Origin of the sequence: Demequina flava, from assembly GCF_000975035.1 — a bacterium.
In the GTDB taxonomy this organism is placed as follows: Bacteria; Actinomycetota; Actinomycetes; order Actinomycetales; family Demequinaceae; genus Demequina; species Demequina flava.
In genome coordinates this window covers 332675-355627 of the sequence record NZ_BBRA01000002.1, presented here as the reverse complement: position 1 = coordinate 355627, position 22953 = coordinate 332675, and the positions used below count along the sequence as shown (strand labels likewise).

General features: G+C 63.1%; 23 protein-coding genes. 11 read left to right on the top strand and 12 right to left on the bottom strand.

The window, feature by feature from the left end; translation table 11 throughout:
- Window positions 1–11 precede the first annotated feature (11 nt).
- Complete coding sequence (locus AOP74_RS10170) at window positions 12–944, top strand: LysR family transcriptional regulator (RefSeq protein ID WP_236683805.1); 933 nt, start codon at window positions 12–14, stop codon at window positions 942–944.
- Between the two features lie 157 nt (window positions 945–1101).
- On the opposite strand, the gene AOP74_RS10165 is transcribed toward AOP74_RS10170, so the two are convergent.
- From AOP74_RS10165 to nadA, 3 genes are all read right to left on the bottom strand, one after another.
- Window positions 1102–2124, bottom strand: a complete 1023-nt coding sequence (locus tag AOP74_RS10165) for an aldo/keto reductase family protein (RefSeq protein ID WP_061962261.1) — start codon at window positions 2122–2124, stop codon at window positions 1102–1104.
- A 78-nt stretch (window positions 2125–2202) separates the two neighbouring features.
- On the bottom strand, window positions 2203–2793 hold the full coding sequence (locus tag AOP74_RS10160) for a DUF3043 domain-containing protein (RefSeq protein WP_061962260.1): 591 nt from the start codon (window positions 2791–2793) through the stop codon (window positions 2203–2205).
- Window positions 2794–2828: 35 nt separating this feature from the next.
- A complete protein-coding gene (gene nadA / locus AOP74_RS10155) occupies window positions 2829–4034 on the bottom strand; it encodes a quinolinate synthase NadA (RefSeq protein ID WP_061962259.1) in 1206 nt (401 codons plus the stop codon).
- A 40-nt stretch (window positions 4035–4074) separates the two neighbouring features.
- On the opposite strand from nadA, the gene AOP74_RS10150 reads away from it, so the two are divergent.
- Both AOP74_RS10150 and erpA read left to right on the top strand, forming a co-directional pair.
- Window positions 4075–5052, top strand: coding sequence for a glycerate kinase (locus AOP74_RS10150; RefSeq protein WP_160297482.1), 978 nt, complete (start codon window positions 4075–4077; stop codon window positions 5050–5052).
- A gap of 98 nt (window positions 5053–5150) precedes the next feature.
- Entirely contained in the window at window positions 5151–5504 is a 354-nt protein-coding gene (erpA, locus tag AOP74_RS10145; RefSeq protein ID WP_061962257.1) for an iron-sulfur cluster insertion protein ErpA, read from the top strand.
- An 87-nt stretch (window positions 5505–5591) separates the two neighbouring features.
- On the opposite strand, the gene AOP74_RS10140 is transcribed toward erpA, so the two are convergent.
- Complete coding sequence (locus AOP74_RS10140; protein ID WP_061962599.1) at window positions 5592–6716, bottom strand: cysteine desulfurase family protein; 1125 nt, start codon at window positions 6714–6716, stop codon at window positions 5592–5594.
- Between the two features lie 32 nt (window positions 6717–6748).
- Between AOP74_RS10140 and ctaC the strand changes: the two genes are divergently transcribed.
- From ctaC to AOP74_RS10120, 4 genes are all read left to right on the top strand, one after another.
- The gene (gene ctaC / locus AOP74_RS10135) at window positions 6749–7618 is read left to right on the top strand and encodes an aa3-type cytochrome oxidase subunit II (protein WP_439645065.1); all 870 of its coding nucleotides are present in this window, start codon (window positions 6749–6751) and stop codon (window positions 7616–7618) included.
- Window positions 7619–7689: 71 nt separating this feature from the next.
- Window positions 7690–9333 carry an aa3-type cytochrome oxidase subunit I gene (gene ctaD, locus AOP74_RS10130; protein ID WP_439645071.1) on the top strand — a complete coding sequence of 548 codons (1644 nt, stop codon included), beginning with the start codon at window positions 7690–7692 and terminating at the stop codon, window positions 9331–9333.
- A 3-nt stretch (window positions 9334–9336) separates the two neighbouring features.
- A complete protein-coding gene (locus AOP74_RS10125; RefSeq protein ID WP_061962254.1) occupies window positions 9337–9738 on the top strand; it encodes a cytochrome c oxidase subunit 4 in 402 nt (133 codons plus the stop codon).
- 148 nt (window positions 9739–9886) lie between these two features.
- Window positions 9887–10399 carry a GNAT family N-acetyltransferase gene (locus tag AOP74_RS10120; protein WP_152649270.1) on the top strand — a complete coding sequence of 171 codons (513 nt, stop codon included), beginning with the start codon at window positions 9887–9889 and terminating at the stop codon, window positions 10397–10399.
- Between the two features lie 30 nt (window positions 10400–10429).
- On the opposite strand, the gene AOP74_RS10115 is transcribed toward AOP74_RS10120, so the two are convergent.
- The 6 genes from AOP74_RS10115 to ctaE all read right to left on the bottom strand — a co-directional run bounded on the left by AOP74_RS10115 (window position 10430) and on the right by ctaE (window position 16365).
- Complete coding sequence (locus tag AOP74_RS10115) at window positions 10430–11149, bottom strand: potassium channel family protein (RefSeq protein ID WP_061962253.1); 720 nt, start codon at window positions 11147–11149, stop codon at window positions 10430–10432.
- Between the two features lie 137 nt (window positions 11150–11286).
- Entirely contained in the window at window positions 11287–11901 is a 615-nt protein-coding gene (locus AOP74_RS10110) for a superoxide dismutase (protein ID WP_061962252.1), read from the bottom strand.
- Between the two features lie 242 nt (window positions 11902–12143).
- A complete protein-coding gene (qcrB, locus tag AOP74_RS10105) occupies window positions 12144–13871 on the bottom strand; it encodes a cytochrome bc1 complex cytochrome b subunit (RefSeq protein WP_082096247.1) in 1728 nt (575 codons plus the stop codon).
- On the bottom strand, window positions 13871–14944 hold the full coding sequence (gene qcrA, locus AOP74_RS10100) for a cytochrome bc1 complex Rieske iron-sulfur subunit (protein ID WP_061962251.1): 1074 nt from the start codon (window positions 14942–14944) through the stop codon (window positions 13871–13873). The genes qcrB and qcrA overlap by 1 nt, the downstream gene beginning before the upstream one ends.
- Entirely contained in the window at window positions 14941–15723 is a 783-nt protein-coding gene (gene qcrC / locus AOP74_RS10095; RefSeq protein ID WP_061962250.1) for a cytochrome bc1 complex diheme cytochrome c subunit, read from the bottom strand. The genes qcrA and qcrC overlap by 4 nt, the downstream gene beginning before the upstream one ends.
- 12 nt (window positions 15724–15735) lie before the next feature.
- A complete protein-coding gene (ctaE, locus tag AOP74_RS10090; protein WP_061962249.1) occupies window positions 15736–16365 on the bottom strand; it encodes an aa3-type cytochrome oxidase subunit III in 630 nt (209 codons plus the stop codon).
- A 116-nt stretch (window positions 16366–16481) separates the two neighbouring features.
- On the opposite strand from ctaE, the gene AOP74_RS10085 reads away from it, so the two are divergent.
- The gene (locus AOP74_RS10085; RefSeq protein ID WP_061962597.1) at window positions 16482–16910 is read left to right on the top strand and encodes a response regulator; all 429 of its coding nucleotides are present in this window, start codon (window positions 16482–16484) and stop codon (window positions 16908–16910) included.
- 45 nt (window positions 16911–16955) lie between these two features.
- Window positions 16956–17999, top strand: coding sequence for an anthranilate phosphoribosyltransferase (gene trpD / locus AOP74_RS10080; protein ID WP_061962248.1), 1044 nt, complete (start codon window positions 16956–16958; stop codon window positions 17997–17999).
- A 30-nt stretch (window positions 18000–18029) separates the two neighbouring features.
- Here the strand turns inward: trpD and AOP74_RS10075 are convergent, their stop codons facing one another.
- Window positions 18030–19718: a DEDD exonuclease domain-containing protein gene (locus AOP74_RS10075; protein ID WP_082096246.1), complete on the bottom strand. Its 1689-nt coding sequence runs from the start codon at window positions 19716–19718 to the stop codon at window positions 18030–18032.
- A 131-nt stretch (window positions 19719–19849) separates the two neighbouring features.
- Here AOP74_RS10075 and AOP74_RS12080 point away from each other — a divergent pair, with 131 nt between their 5' ends.
- Window positions 19850–20059 (top strand): hypothetical protein, encoded by a 210-nt coding sequence (locus AOP74_RS12080; RefSeq protein ID WP_236683803.1) that lies wholly within the window; start codon window positions 19850–19852, stop codon window positions 20057–20059.
- 30 nt (window positions 20060–20089) lie between these two features.
- On the opposite strand, the gene AOP74_RS10070 is transcribed toward AOP74_RS12080, so the two are convergent.
- Window positions 20090–21886: an AMP-dependent synthetase/ligase gene (locus AOP74_RS10070; protein ID WP_061962247.1), complete on the bottom strand. Its 1797-nt coding sequence runs from the start codon at window positions 21884–21886 to the stop codon at window positions 20090–20092.
- An 88-nt stretch (window positions 21887–21974) separates the two neighbouring features.
- Here AOP74_RS10070 and AOP74_RS10065 point away from each other — a divergent pair, with 88 nt between their 5' ends.
- Entirely contained in the window at window positions 21975–22940 is a 966-nt protein-coding gene (locus AOP74_RS10065) for an ROK family glucokinase (protein WP_061962246.1), read from the top strand.
- Window positions 22941–22953: the final 13 nt, after the last annotated feature.

The following is a 22953-nucleotide window of genomic DNA, read 5'->3' as shown; positions in this document are numbered from 1 at the left end:
TGGGAGGTGACGTGAGCGAACCATCAATCGAACAATTGCGCATGCTGTTGGCTGTTCAGGCCGAGGGGTCGTTGACCGCCGCTGCTGAGGTTCTCCAGGTCTCGCAGCAGGCGGTGTCGCAGCGCATGCGCGCGCTCGAGCGCGGATGCGGGCTGGCTCTTTTCGAGCGCGCCGCCCGCGGCACAACCCTCACACCACACGGCCGGCTGATTGCCGATTGGGCCCGCAACCTCGTCGACAGCATGGACGCCTTCACCGTTGCGGCTGAGTCGCTGCGCCGTGACAGCCAGGCTCAGTTGCGTGTTGCGGCCTCCATCACGATTGCCGAGCATCTCTTTCCGTTGTGGCTCATCGCTTCCGGATCGCGAGCCAATGCCGCGCACGTTGAACTGACCGCGGTGAACTCCGCCGCCGTCATCGAAGCAGTCCGCGACGGCGACGCCGAGGTGGGGTTCATCGAGTCCCCTCAGCCGCCGCGTCGACTTGAACACCGGCGCATTGCGGTGGATGAAGTCATCGTCGTGGTCGCGCCACGCCATCCGTGGGCGCGCCGGCGCCGTCTTGACCTCGACGTGCTGTCGTCAACGCCGTTGGTGATGCGCGAGTCCGGTTCGGGAACCCGCACCACGGTCGAAGACGCCTTGGGTCGCGCGGGACTCACGCTCGCGCGCCCAGCTGCAGAGCTCTCCACGAGCGCAGCGATCCGGGCCATGGTCATCTCAGGCGGTGCGGCAGCCGCCATGAGCGAATTGTCCGTCCGTGACGACATAGCCGCAGGACGGCTCGTTAAGGTCGCGATCGATGCGCCCGCTTTCACGCGGCCATTCACGGCGGTGTGGGATGGCGGCAGGAACCTGTCGCCCGCGGCACGGAGTTTCCTGGACGTGGCGCGTTCCGTCGGCGGCGGCACACCGCCAGATTCAGCGGATCCGCCCGCGTCGTGAGTTTTTCTTGTCCTGGCGGGAACATGCTCGCCGCTTGAGGCGTTCCCCTGATGCAAGCCTTCGCCTCGCGCGAGTTTGCATTGTTTTCTCCTTTGATGCACGAAGCCCCGGAGTCGCGAGACTCCGGGGCTTCGTTGCGTTCACCTGAACGCAGGCGTCAGGCTGCGCCGTGTCGACGTCCCTGCGGGTTCGTCTCAAGCGTCTTCGCCGCATCGCGCTCGACGACAGTGCCGAGGGCCTCGTCAATGCGTTCCATGAGAGCGTCAGGGATCACGACGCCCGTGGCCTTCACGTTCTCGTGGATCTGCTCGGGTCGCGATGCGCCAATGATTGCTGCGGCAACGTTGTCGTTCTGCAGAACCCACGCGAGCGCCAACTGGGCCATGGTGAGGTCCAGTTCCTGCGCGATCGGCTCGAGTTTCTGAACACGCTCAAGAACGTCGTCGTTGAGGAAGCGCTTGATCATGTTCGCGCCGCCCTTCTCGTCCGTGGCACGTGATCCCTCAGGTAGCGCAGCGCCCGGCTTGTACTTACCGGTCAGCACACCCTGGGCGACCGGGGACCAGACAATCTGGCTCATCCCCGACTCTTCGGATGCGGGCACGACCTCGTCCTCGATGACGCGCCACAGCATGGAGTACTGAGGCTGGTTCGAGACGAAGGGGATGCCAAGGTCCTTCGCGAGGGCGGCGCCGGCGCGGATCTGGTCCGCGCTCCACTCGCTGACGCCGATGTAGTGAGCCTTGCCCTGGCGGACGATGTCCGCGAAGGCCTGCATGGTCTCTTCGAGGGGCGTCTCGTGGTCGTACCGGTGCGCCTGGTAGAGGTCGACATAATCGGTCTGCAGGCGACGCAGCGAGCCGTTGATCGACTCCATGATGTGCTTGCGCGACAGTCCCTCGTCGTTGGCGCCGCCGGGGCCGGTGGGCCAGTAGACCTTGGTGAACAGTTCAAGTGATTCGCGGCGCTCGCCCTTGAGGATGTCGCCGAGCACCTCTTCTGCAGCAGTGTTTGCGTACACATCTGCGGTGTCGAACGACGTGATGCCGACATCGAGTGCAGCCTTCACACACGCGGCCGCCTGCTCATTGGCAACCTGGGAGGCGTGAGTGAGCCAGTTGCCATACGTCAGTTCGGTGACTTTGAGTCCGGAGTTTCCGAGGTATCGATAGTTGACCATGCCCTCAGACTAAACCGCGAGGGGCCCCACATCGAAACGATGTGGGGCCCCTCGCGGACTCGACTCTGGTCGCTAGTTTTAGACCGGGTGGTCACCGCGCTTGACCTTGGGCCGCGGCAGGCGGAAGCGGCGCATGTTGAGCGCGCGCGAGATGACGTAGAACGTCCACCCGCGGGGCAGCTTCTCGGCACCAAACTTCTTGATGAAGCGCTTCTTGATGCGGCGCGTGGTGATGAAGGTCTCCACACCAGCGATCAGCACGATGACGTAGAAGACGAGGACGAGTAGGCCACCGATCGCGCCCAGCGAGTTCACGAACAGTGACGCGATCACGAAGAGGATGGCCAGCGGCAGGAGGAACTCGCCGATGGCAAACCGTGCGTCGACACAGTCGCGCAGGAAGCGGCGCTCGGGCCCGCGGTGCTCGAGCGGCATGTTGCGCTCGTCGCCCTCGCGGAGCGCCTGATACTCGGCGCTGCGCTGTTCGCGCTGCTTCTCCTTGCGCACCTTGTTGTCCGCCTTGGGGTCGTCCATGATGCCCTTGCGGCGCGCGGCTTCTTGCTCCTTGCGCTTGGGGGTCGGACGGCCCTTCTTGTCGTCAGGCGTGGCGGTCGAGTCGTCCTCGGGGACCTCGACGGTGGAGTCGTTCTCGGGGGTCTTGTCAGTCATGGATTCCTTGTGCTGCGCCGCGGGTGCGGCAGTGGTCACTTGCTGGCGGCTCCGATGCCGGGCAGCTCGAGCATGCGGTCGAGAGCCACCTTGGCCTCGGCCTGCGTCTTTGGGTCGACGACGATTTGGTTGGGCACTTCGCCCGCAACGAGTGTCTCGAGCGCCCACACCAGGTGGGGCAGGTCGATGCGGTTCATCGTGGAGCAGAAGCACACTGTGTCTTCAAGGAAGTGGATGTCCTTGTCGGGGTGTGCATTCGCGAGGCGGCGCACCAAGTTCAATTCGGTACCGATGACCCACGCTGAGCCGGGCTCGGCCTCATCGAGGGCCTTGATGATGTACTCGGTGGAGCCCACGTAGTCCGCCGCGTTCACGACGTCGTGTGTGCACTCGGGGTGCACGATGACGTTGATACCGGGGACCTTGTCTCGCGCGGCCTCGACGTTCTCCTTACGGAAGCGACCGTGCACGGAGCAGTGGCCCTTCCACAAAATGATGCGGGCTGCCTGGAGCTCCTCGACGGTGTTGCCGCCATAGGGCTTGCGGGGGTCGTAGACGACACAGTCATCGAGCGAGTAGCCGAGCTTCAGGACCGCGGTGTTGCGACCCAAGTGCTGATCGGGGAAGAACAACACCTTGCCGTCGCCATCCACTCCGCCAACTTGGTCGTATGCCCACCGCAGTGCCGCCTCGGCATTCGATGACGTGCACACCACGCCTTCGTGGCGCCCGCAGAACGCCTTAATAGCCGCAGTGGAGTTCATGTACGTCACGGGGACGGTCTGATCGGCAATGCCGGCCTCGGCCAACTGCTCCCAGGCGTCTTCCACCTGGTTGATGTTGGCCATGTCCGCCATCGAACACCCAGCGGCCATGTCCGGCAGGACTACCTGTTGGGTCTCGGTTGTCAGGATGTCCGCGCTCTCGGCCATGAAGTGGACACCGCAGAACACGATGAACTCCGCTTCGGGGCGATCGGCGGCCTTCTGTGCGAGTTTGAACGAGTCACCGGTGACGTCAGCGAACTGGATGACCTCGTCGCGTTGATAGTGGTGTCCAAGCACAAACACCCGGTCGCCGAGAACTTCCTTCGCCGCACGGGCACGCTCGACCAAGTCGGGGTCTGATGCGTCGGGCAAACCACCGGGGCAGTCGACGCCGCGTTCCGACAAGGGGTCGCGACGGTTGCCCAGCAGCAGGAGTGCCGGGGACTGGTTCGGCTCGGTGAACGTCGTCTCCATGTGTCTATTGTCGCACGATGCGGGGGGCACACTAGAGGGCATGCGCGTGCTCCTGATCAGCGATTCATGGCCACTTGAGGATAAGACCCTTCCGCCCGGCGATGCCGCCAGCATTGTGGCTTCTGCCTGGGGTGACAGCAATCCGGCCGATGCTGTGGTGAGTATCGCAGTCGGTGACGGTGGACCTCGCAGCGCCGATGCTGTGGTTGGCGAGGTTGTCTCGCTTGGCATGGTCGAAGCGATTGTGGCGGGCGAGAGCTGGCTTCTGCGGCCGGCAGGTGGCGGCGTCCGTTGGGATCCACGTGAGCTGGGACGTGCGCTGACAGACGCTGTCGAGCATCCGGAACGCCGCGGCAAGACTGTCGTGGTTCCTGTGGGAGACGCCGACCTTGCCGGCGATGCGACGACGGTGTGGGAGGAGTCAAGCGAGGCCTCCCGCGCGGCCTGGTCGGCGCTACCGCTCGAAGTCCTCGTCACGTCGCAGCGCCCGTTGCTCGGTCTCAAGGGCATGAGTGCGGCGGTGCGCGACGGGCGCGAGAGCGACCAGGCGTTGGCCGTCGCCTCTCAGGAGCAAGAGAAGCGCTGGAGCGACATCGCGCGGTCGACTGACGCTTCCCAGCCTCGATCCCTCGTAGGCCCTGCGCGGCTTTCCGATGTCCCTGGAACGGGTGCCGCCAGCGGGCTTGCCTACTGCCTTGCCGCGGCAGGCGCGAAACTGACTCCAGCATCGGCCCGACTCCTGGATCTCGTTGTGCCAGAAGGGACCACCCCGGACCTGGTGGTCGCCGTCACTGCGAGCCTCACGCCGCACACGTTGGACGAAGGGGTGTCACACGCGGCGGCCGCGATCGCTAGCACGCACGGGGTGCCCTGCGCTGTACTCACGGTGGACGCGTGGGTGGGGAAGCGGGACGTCATGGCTGCAGGGGTTGCGGCCGTCCACGAAGGGTCCCGGGGAGCCGATGCGCTCGCTCAGCACATCGCTCGCGTAGCCCAAACCTGGTCGCCACAGCGGTAGAAACGGGCCGGTGTGCCCCGCGCGCCGCGTGAAGGTGGGAATTTTTTGACAGCCCGCGTACATTAGACAACTAGGAACGAGAGAAAAGGAGGCGGCCTATGACGGATACCGCGACCGAGGCCCAGGCCCATGGAGTCGTCATCACCGATGCCGCTGCCAGCAAGGTCAAGAGCCTGTTGGAGCAGGAAGGCCGCGATGACCTGCGTCTTCGCCTGGCAGTCCAGCCTGGAGGATGCTCCGGACTGATCTACCAGTTGTACTTCGACGAGCGCTCGCTCGACGGAGACGCTGCGCGTGACTTCGACGGCGTGCAGGTAGTTGTCGACAAGATGTCGGTGCCGTACCTCGACGGTGCGACCATCGACTTTGCCGACACGATCGAGAAGCAGGGCTTCACGATCGACAACCCCAACGCTGCGAGCTCGTGCGCCTGTGGAGACTCCTTCTCCTAAGCCCCACGGACTTCGACGCTTGAACGGGCGGTGTGAGCAATGTGCTCCGCCGCCCGTTCTGCTGTCTGCGCCCACCCAAGGGATGGGCTAGTGGGACATCGAGATGCGCACGGCTTCGATGACGCGGGGCATGGTCGCGAGGAAGCGGTCGATGTCCTGCTCAGTGATTCCAGGGTGCAGGCCAATGCGCAGGTTCCCGTGGGTAAGAGCACCCATGGCGGCCAGCACCGAGCTGGGTTGAAAAGCCGCCTTCCCACACGCTGAACCTGACCCCACCGAGAACCCTTCGCGGTCCAGCCGGGACACAAGCGGCTCGCCGTCGAGATACATGAACGCGGCGGTCATGAGGTGGGGGAGACGCTCTACCGGGTCACCGACAACGGTGACTCCTTCGAGGTGTTCCATGCCGGAACGTAACCGACCCACGAGGTCGTGCTGGCGCTGAGCCTCACGCTCCATGCCCTCCACACGTTCCTGAAGTGCGACCGCTGCCGCTAGCGCAATCGGGACACTCACTCCGCCCGGAGCCCAGTCGTCGTCACCATCCGGCCACGCCTGGAGCCATCGTGTCTGGGGGCGCAGGGCCACAACCCCGAGGCCTGCGGGCGCACCCCAGTCGGCAGGGTCGGCAATGAGAGCATCCCAGTGCGCGGGTGCCTCCACGTGACCAATAGACGCCGTGGCGTCCACGACCAACGGAACCCCAGCATCGGCCGCAATGGCGTGAATCGCGTCCAAGCGCTGAACGGTGCCAATCTCGTGGTTTGCGTGCTGCACGACAGCAACTGCGACATCGGGGCTGCTGACAGCCGCCCGGAAGGCGTCGAGATCAAGGTGACCCAAGCGGTCCACATCAATGCGGTCGACATTCCCAGGGGAGAGAAACTCGGCCACGTCGACAAGCGCGTCGCGTTCAATGGCAGACACGACGATGCGGGATCGTCCGCGCCGCGCCGCCACCATTGAGCGAAGAACACGTTCGGCAGCAAATGGAACCGAATGAGTGAAGTGCACGTTGTCATGGTGGACACGCAACACCTCGGCGATCGCCTCGCGAGCGCCATCAAGCAATGCACGAGCCTGCCGCGACTCGCCGTTCAGGCGCGCGGGATCGGCCCACCCATCGGTCAGCCCAGCCTGAAGTGCCTGGGCAGTACGGGAAGTGACGGGAGAACGCCCGCCGGCGTCTAAATAGGTGCGGCGCGCTGGCATGGTCACACGGTATCGCGCGCTAGACTGACCGCGTGTCCTCAAAAGTACGTTTCCGCATGCCCCGAAAGGCCGCCATTGGTGCCGGTGCCGCGGCAGTAGCGCTCGCCCTGGCAGGTTGTTCCCAGGGAATTGAAAACGGCGCTCTTCCGTCGACCCCTGAGATCACCAATCAGACCGGCACCATCATCACGTTGTGGAATGGCTCCTGGATCGCCGCGCTCGTCGTTGGCGTCATCACCTGGGGCCTGATCCTGTGGTGTGTTGCCGTCTATCGCAAGCGCAAGGGCGATGACAAGCTACCCGTGCAGACCCGTGTGCACCTCCCTCTGGAGATCATGTACACGCTGGTCCCGATCATGGCGATTGGTGTCTTGTTCAAGTACACCGCGCAGGACATCGCAGAGATCACTGATATCTCCGATGACCGCGACATCGAGATCCAGGTGGTCGGCAAGCAGTGGAGCTGGGACTTCAACTACTTGAGTGACGACGTCTTCGATCCGGGCGTGCAGGCTGCACTCACGGGAGAAGAGGGAGTTGAGGAGACGCTTCCGACGCTCTACCTCCCCGTTGACGAAAAGGTTCACTTCTACCTGGACTCGCGCGACGTCATCCACTCGTTCTGGATCCCCGCATTCCTCTACAAGGAGGACACGGTTCCTGGCCGTACCAACGAGTGGCAGGTCACGCCCACCGAGACGGGTACCTACCAGGGCAAGTGCGCCGAGCTTTGTGGTGAATTCCACGCATCGATGCTCTTCAACGTGAAGGTTGTCGAGCGCGACGAGTACAACGCTTACATGGACGAGCTCCGCGACAAGGGCTACGAAGGTGCCCTTGGTTTGGAGTACAGCCGCGACCAGGTTGTCGAGTTCACGACCGAGCACGGAGAGACTGAGTGATGGCGACCATCAACGAGGCAGCCCCGAGCGAGATCGCTCCCCAGGGACCCGCTGAGCACCGCTCGGGTTCCATGGTGGTTAAGTGGATCACCTCAACCGACCACAAGACGATCGGGTACATGTACCTGATCACGTCGTTCTTTTTCTTCATCATCGGCGGAGTGCTGGCGCTGCTGATCCGTGCCGAGCTCTTCGCTCCTGGCATGCAGATTGTGCAGTCGGCTGAGCAGTACAACCAGCTGTTCACCATGCACGGCACGATCATGCTGCTGCTGTTTGCGACGCCGCTGTTCGCCGGCTTCGCCAACGTCATCACGCCGCTGCAGATCGGTGCTCCCGACGTCGCGTTCCCGCGTCTGAACATGTTCGCCTACTGGCTGTACCTGTTCGGTGGTTTGATCGCAGTCGCCGGTTTCTTTACGCCTCAGGGTGCGGCCTCCTTCGGCTGGTTCGCGTATGCGCCCCTGTCGAACGCGGTCTACTCACCTGGTGTGGGTGGAAACCTCTGGGTCTTCGGCCTGGCGCTTGGTGGTTTCGGAACCATTCTTGGTGCCGTCAACTTCATCACGACCATCGTGACGATGCGTGCGCCGGGTATGACCATGTTCCGCATGCCGATCTTCACTTGGAACATCCTGGTGACGTCGATGCTGGTGCTCGTGGCATTCCCGCCGCTGGCTTCCGCACTGTTCGCGCTGGGCTCGGACCGAGTCCTCGGGTCGCAGGTCTTCAACCCGGACTACGGCGGCGCCATCTTGTGGCAGCACCTGTTCTGGTTCTTTGGCCACCCCGAGGTCTACATCATCGCGCTGCCGTTCTTCGGCATCGTGTCGGAGATCTTCCCGGTCTTCTCGCGAAAGCCGTTGTTCGGTTACCACGGCCTGGTCTACGCGACCATCGCAATTGCCGCGCTGTCCGTGACGGTGTGGGCACACCACATGTACGTCACTGGTGCGGTGCTGTTGCCGTTCTTCGCGTTCATGACAATGTTGATTGCCGTGCCGACAGGCGTGAAATTCTTCAACTGGATAGGCACGATGTGGCGAGGCAAACTTACGTTTGAAACGCCGATGCTGTGGTCCGTGGGCTTCCTTATCACCTTCCTCTTCGGTGGCCTCACCGGTGTGATCCTGTCGGCTCCTCCGCTGGACTTCCCGATCTCTGACTCCTACTTCGTGGTTGCCCACTTCCACTACGTGGTCTTCGGAACCGTGGTGTTTGCGATGTTCGCGGGCTTCTACTTCTGGTGGCCCAAGTTCACCGGCAAGATGCTGCACGAGGGGTGGGGCAAGCTCCACTTCTGGTTGCTGTTCATCGGCTTCCACATGACCTTCTTGATCCAGCACTGGCTGGGTGCCGAGGGCATGGCCCGCCGCTACGTCGACTACCTCGTCGAGGATGGTTTCACTTGGATGAACCAGGTCTCCACAGTGGGATCGGTCATTCTCGCGCTGTCGACCCTGCCGTTCTTCTGGAACGTGTACATCACGTCCAAGCGCGCGCCCAAGGTCACCGTCGACGACCCGTGGGGTTACGGAAACTCGCTCGAGTGGGCGACCAGCTGCCCGCCGCCGCGTCACAACTTCACCTCGATCCCGCGCATCCGCTCGGAGCGCCCCGCGTTCGACCTGCACCACCCCGAGGCAGCCGCCCGGGATCATGCAGGCTCGCACCACGAGGCCGTCGACGCCCCCGTCGCAACCAAGGAGGCCTGATCCATGCGTCTCGAAGCGAACATCTTCGCGCTGCCCTCGATCTTCTTCCTGGGCGCGGCCTTGGTCTACGGGTTCCTGACGGAGTGGACCGAGTGGGTCGGCTTCACCGGCATCCTGCTCACGTTCGGCATGTTCATCATGGTCGGCGTGTACTTCAAGATGCTGCAGAAGCGTCACGGTAGCCGTCCCGAGGACCGCGAGGACGCCGAGATCTCGGAACTCTCCGGTGACCAGGGTTTCTACTCGCCCTGGAGCTGGTGGCCGATCGTCCTCGCCGCTGGTGCTGCTCTGGCCTTTGTGGCGCTCGCCGTGGGCTGGTGGATCCTTGTTCCGGCAACGATCATCGGCATCATTGGTCTCGTCGGTTGGGTCATGGAGTACTCCACCGGACGCCACGCTCACTAGTAGCGACACATAGTTCGCCTACTGAGGCCCGGCCTGCATTCAATGCAGGCCGGGCCTCAGTGCGTTCTAGGCAGTGTGGGGCGGAACTTTGAGATAGCCCGCTTCCGTCGTGCCAGAGGGCGCTGAAGCCAGTGGCAGACTGGTGGGTATGCCATCTGACGCCACACCACCCACGAGCCTCCGTGCGTTGACTCCATCCGATGCCGGCGCTGTGGCGCAGATGGTGGTGCTCACGATGAATTGGCGAGGCAATGAGGGTTGGACGCTCGAGAAGGCTCAGGCGGATGAGAACCTCTGGCGGTATGTGCATGCGTGGGGAGAGTGGGCCGGCGACAGCGGCATTGCCGCATGCGACGAAGAAGGACTCGTTCTCGGTGCGTGCTGGTCACGCCTGTTCCCGGCGGAGACGCCAGGATATGGGTTTGTCGCTAGCGATACGCCAGAGATTGGGCTTGCCGTGTCAGGCGCCGCGCGGGGCCAGGGACTGGGAAGTCGACTCATCGACGCGCACCTCCAGCAGCTGCGGGCCGCTGGAGCTCCTGGCGTCAGTCTGAGCGTCGAGGACGGCAACGACCGCGCACGGGCGCTCTACGCCAGCCGCGGCTTTGTTACGGTGGGGCGCAACGGCGATGCGGACACCATGCTCCTGCGGTGGGGCTGAGCAGGCTCCGGGCGCGACGACGCACCGCGTTTAACTGTCCCGGTCGGTTCTCTTTGCGACTCCCACCAGGCGCGCAATGACTACGGCAACAAACAAAGTGCCCAGGACGGCCTCGAGCGACATGAGCGAACGTGCCCAGGGGTCAACGGGCACGACATCCCCGTAGCCCAGCGTCGAGAGCGTGACGTAGCTGTTATAGAACAAGCTGTGCCATTCCACCGAGCCCGTGGAAGCGTGCGGATCGAGATAGCTTCCAGGGGAGTGGTACTCGAGCATGCTTGCGAGCGAACCAAACACGCCGCCAAGCAGCAGGTACGCGCTGACCGCAACCAGGATGAGATCGATTGATCGTGCCTTGGGCGGGGGAGAGACTAGGACTGCACCCAACGCAATGAGCAGAGTGAGCTGAAGAATGCCGATGGCGCCAATGAAGGTCGCCTGCGCCGTTGAGTCTTCCTGCTGAACTGCGAACCACACGCCGGAACCGGAGAGAAACAGTGAAGCTATGATCACGGCCCAATATCGGCCCGGATCATCGTTCGCGATGCGTACGCCAAAGAACAGGACGCCGGTGTAGACCAGGAGGTACGCGACAGTCCACCACGGGCCCTCGAGCGTGATCGGATAGCCGAACTGAAGCAGCAGTAGCGATGCCAGGAGGATTCCCAAGACACGCCGGCTACGCACGGGCGCGTCACGATGTCGCTGAGGCATCGCGACGGGGAACCGGCGGTTACGGCTGTCTGGCATCGAATCCCTCCCACAGGATTGCTGGGTCTGCTCCTGCTCACTATCGAACAGCATCGGCCCGTGAAGTGCCTGCCGCACACGCAAAGAGGGCGGGACACCGTGCTGGTGTCCCGCCCTCGTGAGCGCTGAGCGCTAGATCAGATGATGCCCTCAACAGACGTCGCCTTGGCGAAGCGTGCCTGGACATTTGCCCAATCCACGACGTTCCACCAAGCCTTGACGTAGTCGCCCTTCACGTTGCGGTACTGGAGGTAGAAGGCGTGCTCCCACATGTCCAGCATCAGCAGCGGAATGAGACCCACGGGAACGTTGCCCTGCTGGTCGTAGAGCTGAACGATGACGAGCTTCTTGCCCAGGGTGTCCCACGCGAGGATGGACCAGCCCGAACCGAGGATCGTCATGGCGTTGTTGGTGAAGTGCGCCTGGAACTTCTCGAACGAACCGAAGTTGTCGTCGATCGCCGAGGCGAGTTCACCGGTGGGCTTGTCGCCACCGTCGGGGGACATGTTGGTCCAGAAGATCGAGTGGTTGGTATGTCCACCCATGTGGAACGCCAGAGCCTTCTCGAGACCGCCGAGCGCGCCGAAGTTGTCGGAGTCGCGAGCTTCAGCCAACTTCTCGAGCGTGGTGTTGGCGCCCGCCACGTATGCGGCGTGGTGCTTGCTGTGGTGCAGCTCCATGATCTCGCCGGCAATGTGCGGGTCCAGAGCGCCGTAGTCGTAGGTGAGATCCGGCAGTGCGTAGTCAGCCATGCTTCCTCCATCTAGTGGCACCACCAGCCGATGCTGGAGTGCCTGGTTTTCCGGGTACAGGACGAGCCTAGCGCCAGGTGAGGTTCAGGTGGCACCGATGCCCTGGGTATGTCAACAGTCTTGTATGGGGGAGCATTCCGCACCCTTGCAAGGATTCCTCCCGAGGCGACGATGAGGCGCGTAAACGCCGAAGGCGGCCCACCCCGGAGGGTGAGCCGCCTTCGTGACGGGATAGCGGGCGACTACTTGTCAGCCGCTCCGGCCTTGTCTTGCTTGTCCCACTCGTTGGTGAGTTGAGCATCGGCCTGCTGAGCCTCCGCGGCCTCGGCTTCGCCTTGAGCAGACGGACCGTGGTCGTGGTGGTGCAGTGCCTCCTGGTACTCCTCCCAGGTGACGGGCTCGACGCGCTCCTCGTAGTAGAAGCGCGACAGCTTCTGCTTGAAGCGGTCCCACTTGTAGCCCTTGCGACGGACGCCGCGGTCGTTGAACTCGTCGGCGATCTCGAGGGGCTTGTGGTTGGGGTAGTTGACCCGCAGCCACACTTCCTGCTCGTCCAGCGGAGTGTGGACCTCGATGTACTCGCCATTTTCGTGGCGGACGATTGTGCCCGACTCGTGGCCGTGCAACACCAGCTCGCGGTCCTTGCGCTGGAGTCCCATGCAGATGCGTTTGGTGATCCAGAACGACAGCGGCGGGATGATGAAGATCGCCCATTGAAGGAAGATCGTGATGTCGTTGAGAGACAGATGGAACAGCGAGGCGACGATGTCGTTGGAGCCCTCAATCACGAGCAGCACGTAGAACATGATCATCGCGACGCCGATACCGGTGCGGACGGGCACATTGCGCGGGCGGTCAAGCACGTGGCGCTCGCCCTTGTCTCCAGTGGCCCATGCCTCAATCCACGGGTACAACGCGATGATCGCGAAGAAGATACCGGGGATGATCAGGGACGGAATCAGGATGTTCCACGAAATCGTGTAACCGAGGATCTCCCATTCGAGCGGGAGGCCAAAGAGCCAACCCGGCATGAGACGCAGGGCACCGTCAACAAACAGGATGTACCAGTCGGGCTGGGTACCTGCAGACACGGGGGAGGGGTCGTACGGACCGTAGTTCCACACGGGGTTAATCGTGAAGACCGATGCGACCAGCGCCACGATTGCGAACACGACGAAGAAGAAGCCACCAGCCTTAGCGGTATACACCGGGAACAGCGGAAGGCCAACGACGTTCTTGTGAGTCTTGCCGCCACCGGGGTACTGGGTGTGCTTGTGCAGGAACACGAGGAACAGGTGAAGTCCGATCAACGCCAAGATCAGCGCGGGAACAATCAAGATGTGCGCGGTGAAGAGCCTGGGGATGATGTCGACGCCGGGGTACTCGCCACCGAACAGCCAGTAGCTGATGTAGGTACCGATCAGCGGGATGCCCTTGATGACACCGTCGATAATGCGAAGACCGTTACCCGACAGCACGTCATCGGGAAGCGAGTAGCCGGTGAATCCTGCTGCGAGCGCGAGGACCATGAGGGAGAAGCCGATAAGCCAGTTGAGCTCACGTGGCTTGCGGAACGCGCCGGTGAAGAACACACGGCACATGTGCGTCATGATCGCGGCGACAAAGAGCAGCGCGGACCAGTGGTGGATCTGGCGAATCAACAGTCCGCCGGGCACCTCGAATGACGTCTTCAGAGTCGAGGCGAAGGCCTCGGTCATCGCGACACCGTGCATGGTCTCGTACGGGCCTTCGTAGTGCACCTCCGTCATGGAGGGCACGAAGAACGCGGTGAGGAACACACCGGATAGCAGCAGGATGATGAAGGCGTATAGCGCGATCTCACCCAGCATGAAGGACCAGTGGTCCGGGAACAGCTTGCGTGCGAAGAACTTGACGAAGCCACCGATTGAGGTGCGTTCGTCAACGTAATTGGCGGTGCCCGCGGCTGCGGAATTAACCTTGGCGCCCATTAGTGGCTACCCTCCTCAACGTCAGCGCTGGAACCATCGCCCTTGAGGCGGTCCCAGTACGACGCACCAATGGGTTCGTCGAAGTCGTTCTGAGCAACGATGTAGCCCTCGTCGTCTACGGCGATGGGCAACTGCGGTAGCGGTCGCTTCGCGGGGCCAAACACGACCTTGGCGCCGTCTGCGACGTCAAAGGTGCTCTGGTGGCAGGGGCAAAGCAGGTGGTGGGTCTGCTGCTCGTACAGCGCCACGGGGCAACCGACGTGGGTGCAGATCTTCGAGTAGGCAATGATGCCGTCGAACGACCAGTCCTCGCGGCCCGCTACGGGCTTCATGTCTGCGGGGTCGAGACGCACCAGCAGGACGACGGCCTTGGCCTTCTCCACCATCTTGTGGTGGTGGTCAAGGTCGTTGAGACCCTCGGGAATCACGTGGAAGACCGAACCCATCGTGACGTCGGACGCCTTGATCAGTTCGCCATCAGGGTCGCGTGCAAGGCGAACGCCAGGGCCCCACAGGGTGTGGCGGAACTTCGAGATGTTCCAGTCGCCGCCCATGTTGCCGATCTGGGGGACCAGCACGGCAAGCGGCGCGATCGCGACTGCAGTGATGAGCGAACCCTTGAGGACGCTGCGACGCTTGGTGCCAGTGGAACCGATACCTGAGTCTTCGGCGCCGTCCTTCAGGTTCTGGATTGCGCCTTCGCGGGCCTCATCGGAACTACGAAGCTCGTGGCGCTCTTCGACCATTTCGTGGTCACGCATGAGCGTCTTGGCCCAGTGGATGGCACCAAAGCCGATGCCCGCCATAGCGAGTGCGATTCCGAGGCCAATCCACATGTTGACGCTCTGAATGGTGGCGACGTCGCCACCATCGCCAGCGTCCTTGGTGAAGTAAGCCCACAGCGCGATGACTGTTCCCACGACGGACAGGCCGAAGAGGGCAGCAACCTGGCGCTCCGCGCGCTTGTTCGCCTTGGGCTCGACATCAGCTCGACGCGGCCGGTGGTCTGCAAGACCGGGGTCGACGAAGCCCTCCTGGGGCTCGTTCTCAGGGGTGTTCTCGGGGGTACTCATGAAGAACGTGCTCCTACCCAGACGGTGCTGGCAATGATCAGGCCCAACAGCAGCAGCCATGCCCACAGACCTTCAGAAACGGGGCCGATGGCTCCGAGCGACAGTCCGCCAGGCGAGCCGGCGCGCTGTGCGTCGATGTACGCGATGACATCGCGCTTGTGCTCGGGGGTGACGTTGGCGTCGTTGAACACCGGCATCGACTGCGGGCCGGTGAGCATCGCCTCGTACAAGTGAGTGGGGGTGGTCTCGAGCAACGACGGTGCGAACTTGCCCTGCGTCAGCGCGCCACCACCGCCGATGGATCCGTGGCACATGGCGCAGTTGGTGCGGAACACCTCCATGCCGTTGGCGGCATCTCCGAGCGCAGGGTCAACCTGCTCTGCGGTGGGGATGGCCGGACCTGCACCGAGCGAGGCGACCCACCCAGCGAGCTGGTTGATCTCTTCCTGGGTGAACTGCACCGGCTTAGCTGGTGCCTGAGGACCAGATGCCTGCATCGGCATGCGGCCAGTACCGACCTGGAAGTCGACAGCCGCTGCGCCGACACCGACCAGTGACGGTGCGACACCATCCTGGCCCTCGGCATCGAGCCCGTGGCAGGAGGCGCAGTTGGCGGCGAAAAGTCGCTCACCATCGGCGATGTCGTCGGCCGAGGCCTCTGAGGTGGCTGTTGCCGACGTCGCGGAGAATGCGCCGATGGCAGTAATGAGGGCGAGGAGCACGACCACAAGCAGCAGCGGCGCTGCCTTGTGATGGCGCTTCTTGGCGAGAGCGTGCATCAGGTTGCTTCCCTACTGAACGAGATAGATCACGGCGAACAGGGCGATCCACACGACATCAACGAAGTGCCAGTAGTACGACACAACAATCGTGGTGGTGGCCTCGTGCGTGCCGAACTTCTTGGCGGCGAACGAGCGTGCGAGTACGAACAGCATCGCGATCAATCCACCAAGCACGTGCAGGCCGTGGAAGCCCGTCGTGAGGTAGAAGACCGAGCCGTACGGGCTCGACGAAATGGTCAGTCCGTGGGATACGAGCTCGGCGTACTCAAACACCTGGCCGGCGATGAACACCGAGCCCATGATGAAGGTGAGCACGAACCACTCGTGCATTCCCCACTGGCGCACATTAAAGATGGAGCCTGTGCGGCGGCGCTGATAACGCTCAGCCGCGAAGACTCCGAACTGCGCAGTAAAGGAGGACAGCACAAGGACTGTGGTGTTCGCGAGCGCGAAGGGGATGTTCAGTAGCTGCGTGTCTTCGGCCCAGACCTCGGGGGCCTGTGCTCGGAGCGTGAAGTACATCGCGAAGAGGCCCGCGAAGAACATCAACTCAGAACTGAGCCAGACAATCGTGCCTACTGCAACCTGGTTCGGACGCGTGGCGTGAATGGGTGACGGCATAGTCGTCGCATGGGACATAGGTCCCATTATTGCGTACGCGAGCGACTCCGGGCACCACGACGCGACGGTGTTTCGAGGACCGCTGTTACAGGTATCAACGAACGAGGATCTCGGAACGTGCCAGAATGGGCGCCATGAGTGAAGTGGCCAAGCACGAGTCCCAGTCGCCGGCACCTAAGAAGGCGCGAATTCTGTTGTACAGCGATGACCGCAATGTGCGCGAGAAGGTGCGTTTTGCGGTGGGGTCGACGACACACGGACGTGAAATCGAGTGGCTCGAGGTTGCTACGCATGACGCAGTCATCGCAGCTGCTGATACCCAGTCACACGACCTACTGATCCTCGACGGTGAGGCAGCCAAGTCCGGTGGCATGGGTATTTGCCGTCAGCTCAAGCACGAGTTGTATGTGTGCCCGCCGGTGTTGTTGTTGGTCGGACGCCCAGGTGACGCGTGGCTCGCGACCTGGTCTGAGGCCGATGCCGCGGTGGCGCACCCGCTCGACCCGTTTGTTGTTCGCGAGAGCGTCGACGCCTTCTTCGAGCCCGCCGCACAAAGCGCCTAAATAAACGTCGTCGTGGGCGCAGCCGCGTCTGCGTGAGAGGACACCATGCCGACCTTGCAGGAACTGTTGTCCCGCCTCGTGGAACATGAGGACCTCACGGCTGAGGAGACTGCCGCGGTCATGGACGATGTCCTGACCGACTCGACTTCGCCCGTGGCGATGGGCGCATTCCTCGCGGCACTACGCGTCAAGCGGGAAACGCCCGCGGAGGTCGCGGGGCTGGCTCAGGCAATGCTCGACCACGCGATCCGCTTCGAAGTTCCCGGCCGCACCGTTGACATCGTGGGCACCGGCGGTGATGGATTCTCCACCGTCAATATTTCGACGATGGCGTCGATCGTGATTGCCGGAACCGGCTTGACCGTGGTGAAGCACGGCAACCGCGCGGCGACGTCGAAATCGGGAAGCGCCGATGTCCTGGCTGCGTTGGGCGTCAACCTTGAGCTGGCGCCGGAGCGCGTCGCCACGCTCGCCACCGAAGTCGGGATTACCTTTTGCTTCGCGCAGGTCTTCCACCCCGCTATGCGGTTTGCGATGCCGATCCGCAAGGAACTCGGAGTCCCGACCACGTTCAACATTCTTGGGCCGTTGACCAACCCCGCGCAGCCTCAAGCGAGTGCGATCGGCTCGTCCAGCATGCGGGTGTCGCCGGTTCTCGCAGGCGTGATCGCCTCTCAGGGGCGCGAAGGCCTCGTGTTCCACGGAGACGATGGCCTCGATGAGCTGGCCGCGACGTCCCCGGCGACGGTGTGGGAAGTGCGCGGCGGCGAAGTGAATGAACTGCGCCTGGATCCCGTAGCCGACCTCGGCGTGGCTCCGATCACTATCGAACAACTACGGGGCGGCTCGGCCGAGGAGAATGCACAGGTGGCGCGCGACGTCTTTGGAGGTGTGAAGGGACCGGTGCGCGAGACAGTGGTGCTCAACGCCGCCGCAGGTCTCGTCGCCGATGCCACGTTGCCGGGCACAGCATCCGGAAGCTTGGTGGAACGTTTCGCCGCGGCCATCGCTCACGCATCGGACTCGATTGATTCGGGGCGTGCGGCGGATGTTCTCGCTCGGTGGGCAGCTGCGAGCCAGACCGCCTGACGGGTCAGCCGTCTAGATCCGCTGGGTCGGCTATTGCCAGCGCGTGGACCCTGTAGCGACACGATCGTCGTCGCGGGCCTTCACCCAGGCTGAGTACCTGCCTGCACCAGTGACCGGCGATGCCCACGTTCCGTCGACGTACAGCAGGCGCGTGCCCGGTGTCGTCAACCAGGTGAGGATCAGGTGCTGCTCTTCGACTAGGGCAGTCGTCACGTCGAGTTGAGCCGCGGCGGTCCGCAGTTCGCTCGCCGCGTCCCACACGCCCGCCTTGACGCGGCGCGTAGCGGCCAGCGTCCCGCGATTGGTACTGAGCAGTTCCCAGCAGTCGTCGACGCGCCGGACTGCCACGATGGAGCACGCACTCAATGACGCGAGCCGGCTCGTACGCACCGACCCGTCGACCACGGCACTGATGCGGTCACGTAGGTCAGCCGCTCGCTCGAAATCCTCGTTCGCGGCAAAGTCGGTCACAGTCGCCGACAAGCGATCAACAACGACCGAGACGTCATCCGACAGAGCCTCACGCACCAACCCGACCGTTTGCTGGTAGTCGCTGTCAGCGCCTACGACGCACGGCGCGGCACAGGCTCCCAAATCCTTCAGGATGCACGCTGACGCACCGGGCTTAGGGGTGATGGGCAAGCGCGTACGGCACGTCCGCACCCCGAGCGCCTGCTGAAGCCCCTCAATCGCGAGGTTGGCGTCTGCTGCCGATCGCATCGGACCTAAGGCAATGCCCTCTCCGTTCGAAGACCTCGACAACACCAAGCGCGGGTAGGGCTCTTCAGTGAGTTTCACCCACGACGTTCGCTCCGGACGCGTGGAGCGGCGGTTGTAACGGGGTCGCCATTGGTCGATGAGGCGCACCTCCAAAACTGCGGCTTCGACAGCAGTGGGGCAGACGATCACGTCGACGTCGACTGCAAGCGAGACCATGTCCTTGACGCGCCCCCGAGTTTCAGCGCGCGTGAAGTACGACTTCACCCGCGATCTGAGGTTCTTTGAGGTGCCAACGTAGAGACGTTCACCCTGAGGTCCGCGGAAGATATACACGCCGGGCTTCGTGGGTACTTTGTCCGCCATCGTGGCTTTTGAGCGAACCTCCCGCGGAACGAACGAGCGCAACGCGTCGAGATCCTCACGATGCGTGATGCCATACGCGGCGAGTCGCTCGAGCATGCCGTGGAGGATCTCGCCGGTGGCGCGGGCGTCCTCAAGCGCGCGGTGGTTTGGCGTAACACGTGTCCCGAACACTCGCGCGAGGGTGCCCAGCTTGCGGTTGGGAGCTTCTTCCTTCGTCACCACACGGCGGGCAAGGGTGAGCGTATCGACGACCTCGACCCCAGGCCATTCGTAACCGTGCGTACGGCATGCGGCCTTGAGGAATCCGACATCAAAGCGCGCGTTGTGCGCCACGAGAACTGCGTCGCCGAGGAACGCGAGAAACCCCGGCAAGACCTGAGAAATACGCGGTGCTGTTGTCACCATGGCGTCGGTGATCCCAGTGAGAGCAACGATCATGGGAGGAATCGCTGCGCCGGGGTCGACCAGGGTCTGAAACTCGCCGACGACCTCGCCTCCGCGCATCTTCACCGCGCCAATCTCAGTGATCTCACACGTGTTCGCTGACGCGCCGGTGGTCTCGAGGTCGACAACCACAAACGTTGTCGATGACAGGGGCTCTCCGATGTCATCCAGTGTGGGTTGCGGGGTCGTCATGTCAGTAACGCTACGGGCACGGTGTGACATTGCCGCGGCAATCCGTGTCACACCCCAGTTCTAAGGTCGCAACCATGATCATTGATTGCGATACATGTGAGGTCCGCGGCAAAGCCTGCGGTGACTGCGTCGTGTCATTTCTGACAATCCCGGTGCGGCCTGGTGCCCGTGCCGAGGCTCCCATTTCTGCCGTGTCGCCACCACACGCTCTACGAGCGCCGCAGATCGACGGTGACCAGCAGCGCGCCATCGACTTGTTGGTCGCTGGCGGGCTGGTGCCGCCACTACGTCGAGTTCCCGCTCAGGTCGAAACCCCGGTGCCAGTTCATCGCGCGAGCTGAGCCCGGCACCTCGGGTCTCGGGCGCGAGGTCTACTTGGCCGTGTGCTTGGAGGCGTAGATGTCGTCGACAACTGGGGCGAAGTGCTCCAAGACGCGTCCGCGTCGGACCTTGAGTGACGGTGTGAGGAACCCGTTCTCGATCGTGAGGTCCTCGTCGAGGATCCGGTACGCACGGATGGACTCCGCGCGGGAGACGTGGCCGTTCGCGCGATCAATGGCTTTCTGCACGCGCTCAATAATTCGTGGGTCGCGCGCAGCTTCCTGCACGGTCATCGGCTCCATCCCTTTGCCCTTGAGCCAACCCGGGAGCGCATCGGCATCCAGGGTCAACAGCGCTGCGATGAAGGGCTGGTTGTCACCCACAGCAACACACTGCGAAATGAGCGCATAGCCACGGACGACGTCCTCGAGTTCGGCCGGCGACACGTTCTTGCCGCCGGCAGTCACGATGAGCTCTTTCTTGCGCCCCGTGATCGAAAGGTATCCGTCCGCGTCCTGGCTACCAAGATCACCAGAGTGGAACCAGCCGCCGTCCATCGCCTCAGCGGTGGCATCGGCGTTGTTGTGATAGCCGCGGAACAACTGCTTGCCTCGCATCAGGATCTCGCCGTCGTCGGCGATCGATACCTCGATACCGGGTAACGGCGGTCCCACAGTTCCGATCTTGGCAAGTTCTGGGCGGTTGACGTGAGAGGCGGCATTTGTCTCGGTGAGGCCGTACCCCTCGAGAACTGTCAGGCCCAAGCCACGGTAGAAGTGGCCGAGTCTGTCGCCAAGCGGCGAACCTCCGGAAACTGCCCAGTGCGCCCGCCCGCCAAGGAGCTCGCGGATCTTCTTGAGTACGAGCATGTCTGCCACGCGGTGCTTCATCTTGAGCGCGAACCCGGGTCCGCCCGGAGCATCGAGAGCTCGCGAGTAGTCGATCGATTGCTTGGCAGCCCACCGGAAGATCTTGACTTTGCCGTCTGCCGCAGCCTTTTGCTCGGCTCCGTTGTAGACCTTCTCGAAGACTCGCGGTACGGCCAACAAGAGTGTGGGGCGCATGGAGCCGATGAGCGGCAGCAGCTTGGAAGAGTCTGGGCAGTAGCCAATAACGAGACCGCTATACAAGAGACAGAACTGTACGAGCCTGGCGAGCGAGTGTGCGAGCGTGAGGAAGAGGACCGTGGAGGCGTCCTTCTCGTAGACAACGTCGTGCATCGACTCGACCATGCCGGTGACGTGGCGCACGTAGGAGAACTGCGTGAGCTCGACCCCCTTCGGGAGTCCCGTCGTGCCCGATGTGTACATGACCGTCGCCAGGCTGTCGTGGGTGACCGTCGCCAGGCGTTCCTCAAGAGCCTCGTCGGAGACTGCGGCACCAGCCTTGGCGAGTTCGTCCAACGCTCCGTCGTCGATGCACACGACCTTGCCCAACGGCGTGGTCCCGCCATCCTTCACAGCATTCGCGTGTGCGACGTGCAAGGACTGTTCCGCGATGATCATTGAAACTTCAGCGTCGCGGCAGATCCATTCAATCTGCGCGTCTGACGAGGTGTCGTAGATGGAGACGGGCACCGCACCGGCGGACATGATCGCGAGATCAGCCACCGTCCACTCCCACCGCGTGCGGGAGTAGATGCCGATTTTGTCGCCCGGTTGCACACCCGTGGCGATGAGCCCCTTTGCGACGGCATCGACCTGCTGGCGTGCTTGTGCACCGGTGATGTCGACCCATCCACCCCCGTCGTTGGGGGAGCGCACGACGATCGCGTCTGCGTTGGAGGCCCAACGTTCACGAACCATGGCGACAATGTGCGGTGGGTAGGTCACATCTTGTTCAGGCATGAAGAGTCCTTGAGGCGACGTCGGGGGTCACGGCCACGATACCCTTTTCTCTAGTCCCACCACTTGATCTGCGAGGAGAGTTCTCGGCATGCATGCAGTTGGCGTCGATATCGGCGGAACCAAGATTGCAGTTGGCGTCGTGGGGGACGACGGAAAGATCCTGGCGAAGACTCGCCGACCCACTCATCCTGAGGATCCCGCCAGCATTGATGCTGCTATCGCCGATGCTGTGGCTGAGTTGTCGTCAGAGTATGAGTTTCACGCCATCGGTCTGGCAGCCGCGGGTTTTGTCTCCTCTGACCGCGAGAGGGTGCTGTTCGCCCCCAACATTGCGTGGCGTGACTACCCGCTCGCGCAGAAGGTCGCGGAAGCAATTGGCCGCGATGACCTGTGTGTGGTCGTCGAGAATGACGCGAATGCTGCTGGTTGGGCGGAGTTCGCCTACGGACCGGCACGGGACGCCTCGAGCATGATCATGCTGACAATCGGAACGGGCCTGGGTGGCGCGATCATTTCCGATGGAGCGCTCGTGCGTGGATCGGCAGGGTTTGCCGCAGAGATTGGGCACATGCGCGTTGTTCCGGAGGGCCACCCGTGCGGGTGCGGCCACCGCGGCTGCTGGGAACAGTACGCATCTGGCTCGGCGCTGGTGCGCGAGGCCAAGCGGGCTGCGAGCGAGCGTTCGGTGCGGGCCGCAGGGCTGATTCGGTGCGCCGGAGGTGACCCGAGCACTATCAAGGGCCCTCACGTCACCAAGGCAGCGGCCGACGGCGACGAGCTGGGTATTGAGCTTCTCACCGAACTCGGGCAATGGATTGGGACCGGAGCAGCGTCGCTGTCCGCTGTCCTTGACCCGGAAATGTACGTGGTTGGCGGGGGAGTCGTTGCCGCAGGCGACATGATCCTTGGCCCGGCACGCGATGCATACGTGTCTAATCTGTCTGCGCGGGGCCACCGTCCCATTGCGCCCATTGTGGCGGCGTCAATGGGCAACGATGCAGGCATCGTGGGTGCCGCCGCCCTTGCTCGCATTGACACGAACGCGAACGGCTAGGCTGGACCGGGAG

Excerpts from the sequence above, each read along its gene's own strand:
- AOP74_RS10165 (WP_061962261.1), bottom strand. The coding sequence starts at position 2,124 with ATGGTCAACTATCGATACCTCGGAAACTCCGGACTCAAAGTCACCGAA.
- AOP74_RS10160 (WP_061962260.1), bottom strand. The coding sequence starts at position 2,793 with ATGACTGACAAGACCCCCGAGAACGACTCCACCGTCGAGGTCCCCGAG.
- nadA (WP_061962259.1), bottom strand. The coding sequence starts at position 4,034 with ATGGAGACGACGTTCACCGAGCCGAACCAGTCCCCGGCACTCCTGCTG.
- AOP74_RS10150 (WP_160297482.1), top strand. The coding sequence starts at position 4,075 with ATGCGCGTGCTCCTGATCAGCGATTCATGGCCACTTGAGGATAAGACC.
- erpA (WP_061962257.1), top strand. The coding sequence starts at position 5,151 with ATGACGGATACCGCGACCGAGGCCCAGGCCCATGGAGTCGTCATCACC.
- AOP74_RS10140 (WP_061962599.1), bottom strand. The coding sequence starts at position 6,716 with ATGCCAGCGCGCCGCACCTATTTAGACGCCGGCGGGCGTTCTCCCGTC.
- ctaD (WP_439645071.1), top strand. The coding sequence starts at position 7,690 with ATGGTGGTTAAGTGGATCACCTCAACCGACCACAAGACGATCGGGTAC.
- AOP74_RS10125 (WP_061962254.1), top strand. The coding sequence starts at position 9,337 with ATGCGTCTCGAAGCGAACATCTTCGCGCTGCCCTCGATCTTCTTCCTG.
- AOP74_RS10120 (WP_152649270.1), top strand. The coding sequence starts at position 9,887 with ATGCCATCTGACGCCACACCACCCACGAGCCTCCGTGCGTTGACTCCA.
- AOP74_RS10115 (WP_061962253.1), bottom strand. The coding sequence starts at position 11,149 with ATGCCAGACAGCCGTAACCGCCGGTTCCCCGTCGCGATGCCTCAGCGA.
- AOP74_RS10110 (WP_061962252.1), bottom strand. The coding sequence starts at position 11,901 with ATGGCTGACTACGCACTGCCGGATCTCACCTACGACTACGGCGCTCTG.
- qcrB (WP_082096247.1), bottom strand. The coding sequence starts at position 13,871 with ATGGGCGCCAAGGTTAATTCCGCAGCCGCGGGCACCGCCAATTACGTT.
- qcrA (WP_061962251.1), bottom strand. The coding sequence starts at position 14,944 with ATGAGTACCCCCGAGAACACCCCTGAGAACGAGCCCCAGGAGGGCTTC.
- qcrC (WP_061962250.1), bottom strand. The coding sequence starts at position 15,723 with ATGCACGCTCTCGCCAAGAAGCGCCATCACAAGGCAGCGCCGCTGCTG.
- ctaE (WP_061962249.1), bottom strand. The coding sequence starts at position 16,365 with ATGTCCCATGCGACGACTATGCCGTCACCCATTCACGCCACGCGTCCG.
- AOP74_RS10085 (WP_061962597.1), top strand. The coding sequence starts at position 16,482 with ATGAGTGAAGTGGCCAAGCACGAGTCCCAGTCGCCGGCACCTAAGAAG.
- trpD (WP_061962248.1), top strand. The coding sequence starts at position 16,956 with ATGCCGACCTTGCAGGAACTGTTGTCCCGCCTCGTGGAACATGAGGAC.
- AOP74_RS10075 (WP_082096246.1), bottom strand. The coding sequence starts at position 19,718 with ATGACGACCCCGCAACCCACACTGGATGACATCGGAGAGCCCCTGTCA.
- AOP74_RS10070 (WP_061962247.1), bottom strand. The coding sequence starts at position 21,886 with ATGCCTGAACAAGATGTGACCTACCCACCGCACATTGTCGCCATGGTT.
- AOP74_RS10065 (WP_061962246.1), top strand. The coding sequence starts at position 21,975 with ATGCATGCAGTTGGCGTCGATATCGGCGGAACCAAGATTGCAGTTGGC.